This is a genomic window from Roseiarcus sp., from assembly GCF_052145395.1.
Taxonomy (GTDB): Bacteria; Pseudomonadota; Alphaproteobacteria; order Rhizobiales; family Beijerinckiaceae; genus Roseiarcus.
In genome coordinates this window covers 1-3,915 of sequence record NZ_JBKQOT010000484.1, presented here as the reverse complement: position 1 = coordinate 3,915, position 3,915 = coordinate 1, and the positions used below count along the sequence as shown (strand labels likewise).

At 64.0% G+C, this 3,915-nt stretch carries 5 protein-coding genes; all 5 read right to left on the bottom strand.

Features of this window, described 5'->3' with window-relative positions; all coding sequences use genetic code 11:
- Nucleotides 1–341 (bottom strand): dihydroxyacetone kinase subunit DhaK (locus tag ACLP25_RS16470; RefSeq protein ID WP_442470263.1); only part of this gene is annotated, 341 nt, incomplete at its 3' end.
- A 44-nt stretch (nucleotides 342–385) separates the two neighbouring features.
- The gene (locus tag ACLP25_RS16465) at nucleotides 386–1,159 is read right to left on the bottom strand and encodes an SDR family oxidoreductase (RefSeq protein WP_442470262.1); all 774 of its coding nucleotides are present in this window, start codon (nucleotides 1,157–1,159) and stop codon (nucleotides 386–388) included.
- A gap of 103 nt (nucleotides 1,160–1,262) precedes the next feature.
- The gene (locus ACLP25_RS16460; RefSeq protein WP_442470261.1) at nucleotides 1,263–2,246 is read right to left on the bottom strand and encodes a substrate-binding domain-containing protein; all 984 of its coding nucleotides are present in this window, start codon (nucleotides 2,244–2,246) and stop codon (nucleotides 1,263–1,265) included.
- 137 nt (nucleotides 2,247–2,383) lie between these two features.
- Nucleotides 2,384–3,388: an ABC transporter permease gene (locus tag ACLP25_RS16455; RefSeq protein ID WP_442470264.1), complete on the bottom strand. Its 1,005-nt coding sequence runs from the start codon at nucleotides 3,386–3,388 to the stop codon at nucleotides 2,384–2,386.
- Between the two features lie 29 nt (nucleotides 3,389–3,417).
- Nucleotides 3,418–3,915, bottom strand: a 498-nt coding sequence (locus tag ACLP25_RS16450) for an ATP-binding cassette domain-containing protein (protein ID WP_442470260.1), incomplete at its 5' end; no start/stop codon positions are given.

Here is a 3,915-nt window from a genome sequence, read left to right as displayed (position 1 = left end):
ACGTTCATGTTGTCGCCGGCGTAGTTGCCGTAGAGGCAGACGACCCCGCGGCCGCCATTGGCGATCTTGATCGCGTCGTGAAAGCTCTTGGCGGTCGGCGAGGAGAAGATCTCGCCCACCGCCACGGCGTCGAGCATATTCCGGCCGACATAGCCGATGAACGCCGGTTCGTGCCCCGAGCCGCCGCCGGTGATGACGCCGACCTTGCCCTGGACCGGCGCCTGCGCGTACGCCACGACCCTCGGGTTGTCGGCGAGCTTGACGAGATCGCTGTGCGCCTTGACGAAGCCGCGCACAGTGTCGTCGACGACGAGGTCTGGATTATTGATGAAGCGTTGCATGAGCCTTGGCTCCCTTTTTCCTTTTCGATCCGACGCGCGATCGCTCAAACGATTGTGTAACCTCCGTCAACGAGCAGATCCGCTCCGTTGATCATGTCGGCGCCGTTCGACGCCAGAAAAACCGCGGCCGCGGCGATCTCTTCCGGAAGGGCGAAGCGGCCCGACGGGATGCGCGCCTTCAGCGCCTCGCCATTTGGGTTGTCCCAGACTTTCTTCCCGAGTTCGGTCAGAACCACGGTGGGCGAGATCGTGTTGACGCAGATGCGATGTTTGCCCCATTCGGCGGCGAGCACCTTGCTGAGTCCGATGACTCCGAATTTGGAAGCGCAATAGGCGACGTGCTGATCGATCGCGACGGTGCCGGCCTGCGATGCGAGGTTGACGATCTTTCCGCCGCCGCCCGCGGCGATCATCGCCTTGCCGACCGCCTGCGACATGAGAAACGTGCCCTTCAGATTGATGTCGATCGTCTTGTCCCAGTCCTCGAGCGACAGGTCTTCCGCCGGCGCGAGGCGTGCGACGCCCGCGCTGTTGACGAGGATGTCGATCCCGCCGAACGCGGAGAGAACGCCGTCGACCGCCCTTCGCACGGAGGCGGGTTCCGCGACGTCGCAGGCAAACGCCGCCGCGCCGCCGCCGATCGCTTTCGCTTCGGCCTCGGCTGCGGAGGCGTTGAGGTCGACGACGGCGACCCGCGCTCCCTTGGCGGCGAAGGCGTGACAGATCGCGGCGCCGATGCCGGATGCGCCCCCGGTTACCAGCGCGCGTTTCCCCTTCAGGGAAAAATCAAGATCGATTGATAAAGGAGCGTCGGACATCTCTCTGATTCCTTCGGAACTCTTGGACTGCGGCGTACGCGCCCTTTTGTGGGAAGGCGCGTACGCCCTTTCTTCGGCTAGCGCGCCGCTACCTCGGCGCCTCTCACTTCGACCGCTGGGCGAGCAGGGCGTCGACGTTCGCCGACGTCACCGGGGTCCACGGAACGTTGTAAATCTTGTCCTTGCCGCCGTTCCAGGGCATGTCCTTGTATTGCGCCCAGATATCGGACTCTGGCTTGTAGTCGCCCTTCTTGGCGTAGAAGATCGCCAGGTCGAGCGCGCCCTGCGCCTGCGCATGCGCGTCCTGCAAGATCGACGTCATTTCCCCCGCCTTCACTGCGCGCAGCGCGTCGCTGATGCCGTCGATGCCGGCCGTCGGGAAGTTCTTCAGGTCGAGCTTGGCTTCCCTGATCGCCTCGATCGCGCCGAGCGCCATTTCATCGTTCTGACCGATGACGCCGTTGATCTGCCCAGGATGAGCGGTCAGCCAGTTCTCCATCAGCTTCTGCGCTTCGGCGCGCGACCAGTTGGCGGTCTGATCCTCGATCACCTTGACGTTCGGGCACTCGGTCAGCGCCTTCTTGTTGCCCTCGAGGCGGGAAATCTGCGCCGACTGGCCAATTGGGCCTTCGATGACCACGACGTTGCCCTTGCAGCCCATGCGGTCGAGCACCGACTTTCCTTCCAGGTAGCCGGAGACCACGTCGTCCGATCCGACGTAGGAAGTCAGCAGATCCGAATGCACGCGCGTGTTGGAGCCGATGACCGGAATACTCGCGTCATGCGCGGCCTCCACCGGCGTCGCGCCGGCTTCGGCGTCGATCGGCACGAAGATGATCGCGTCGTACTTCTGAGTGATCATCGTGTTGATCTGGTCCTGCTGCGTGAGCGCCGTGTAGTTGCCGTCGAACACGGTCACGTCGACATCGCCTCTCTTGACCGCGGGATGGTCCTTCAGCGCCGCCGACCAAAGCTGCATGTACTCGGCCTTGAGCCCGTAGACCGCGGCGCCGATTTTGATCTTGTCCGCCAGCGCGGGCGAAGCGAGCAGCGCGACTGCCGAAGCCGCCGCCAACAAGAAACCCATCCGTTTCATCTCCGTCTCCTCTTCCTGTCTCCCGCGCCCCGTTGCGACTCACGATTGCGCCGCATCCTTGGAACTCGATTCGCGGAACCTGCGTTCGACACCCTCCGTCCAGGCAATTCCTCTCGATCCCGTCAGGGCTACCCGCCCAGATTCCGCCTCTGATCGAGCATGACCGCGCCGACGATCAGCATGCCTTTCAATACTTGCTGGTAGTAAGATTCGATGCCCATCAGATCGAGGCCGTTGTTCATGACGCCGATGATGAGCGCGCCGATCAGGGCGCCTGTCATGCGCCCCACACCGCCGGAAAGACTGATGCCGCCGATCACGACGGCGGCGATGGCGTCGAGCTCATAGCCGATGCCGGCCTGCGTCAGCGCCGAACCGGTGCGCGCCGCCAGCAGCATGCCGGCGACGCCCGCGAATCCGCCGCTGATGACGTAGACGGCGATTCTGACCCTGACGACGTTGATGCCCGAAGTCTTGGCGGCGCGAGCGTTGCCGCCGACCGCATACACGTAGCGGCCGAACCTCGTTCGGGCGAGCACGAACCACGAGACCAGGAAGATGGCGGCGAAGATGACGACCGGGGCCGGGACGCCGAACACGTTGCCGTTGCCGATCCATCGATACTGGGGCGTCAGCGCCGGAACAGGGCGCCCGCCCGCATAGATGAGCGTCAAGCCGCGGGCCGCCGAGAGCATGCCCAGGGTCGCAACAAACGCGGGAACGTTGAAGCGCGCGACGATGGGTCCGATGATGGCGCCGCTCGCAACGCCGACCAGGACGCCGGCGGTCAAGGCGACGAAGACCGGATAGGGGCCTCCCGCCACCGTCGCCTGCGGGGAGTTCGTGGCGAAGCTCGCCGAAACGATGCCGGCCAGAGCTAGAACCGATCCGACCGAAAGATCAATGCCCCCAGTAATGATGACGAAGGTCATCCCGAAAGCCAGTACACCGTTGATCGACGTCTGGAGCAGGACGTTCGAGATATTGCTCTGCGTGAGGAAATACTTGTTGGCGAAGGACAGCGCGACGACGAGGATGACGAAGGCGAGATAGATGCCGTACTCCCGCGCGATCCCCTTCAGGGTCGCGGAGGCCGTGGCCTGTTGGCTTTTGGCGATGGAAGGGTTGTCCAGCACGGGCGTTCGAATTCCTGCTCGCTTCGCTAAACCGAGAGATGAACGAGTTTCTCGGCGGTCGCTTGCGTTCGATCGAGGGTCTCGACCGACCGTCCGTCGCGCATGACCATGATGCGGTCGGCGATGCCGAGGAGTTCGTCGACCTCTGAAGAGATCATCGCAACCGTGCCGCCGGCCGCTGCGAAGTCGCCGACGATGCGCGAGATCTCGCGCTTCGCGCCGACGTCGACGCCGCGCGTCGGCTCGTCGAGAAGAAGCACGCGCGGGTTGGTCAGAAACCATTTCCCCAGCACGACTTTTTGCTGGTTTCCGCCCGACAGGCTGGCGACGGGATCGACGTCGCGGCCGACGCGGATCTGGAACCGTTCGATCGCCTCGCGGCTCGCCTTCGCCTCGCGGGCGGCGTTGACGACGAAATGAGGGCTGAGGTCCCTCATGGTCGCCATGCTGAGATTGCGGCGAATGCTGTCGTTAAGATAGAGGCCGCTGAGCTTTCGGTCCTCGGTGACCAGGGCGATCCCGTG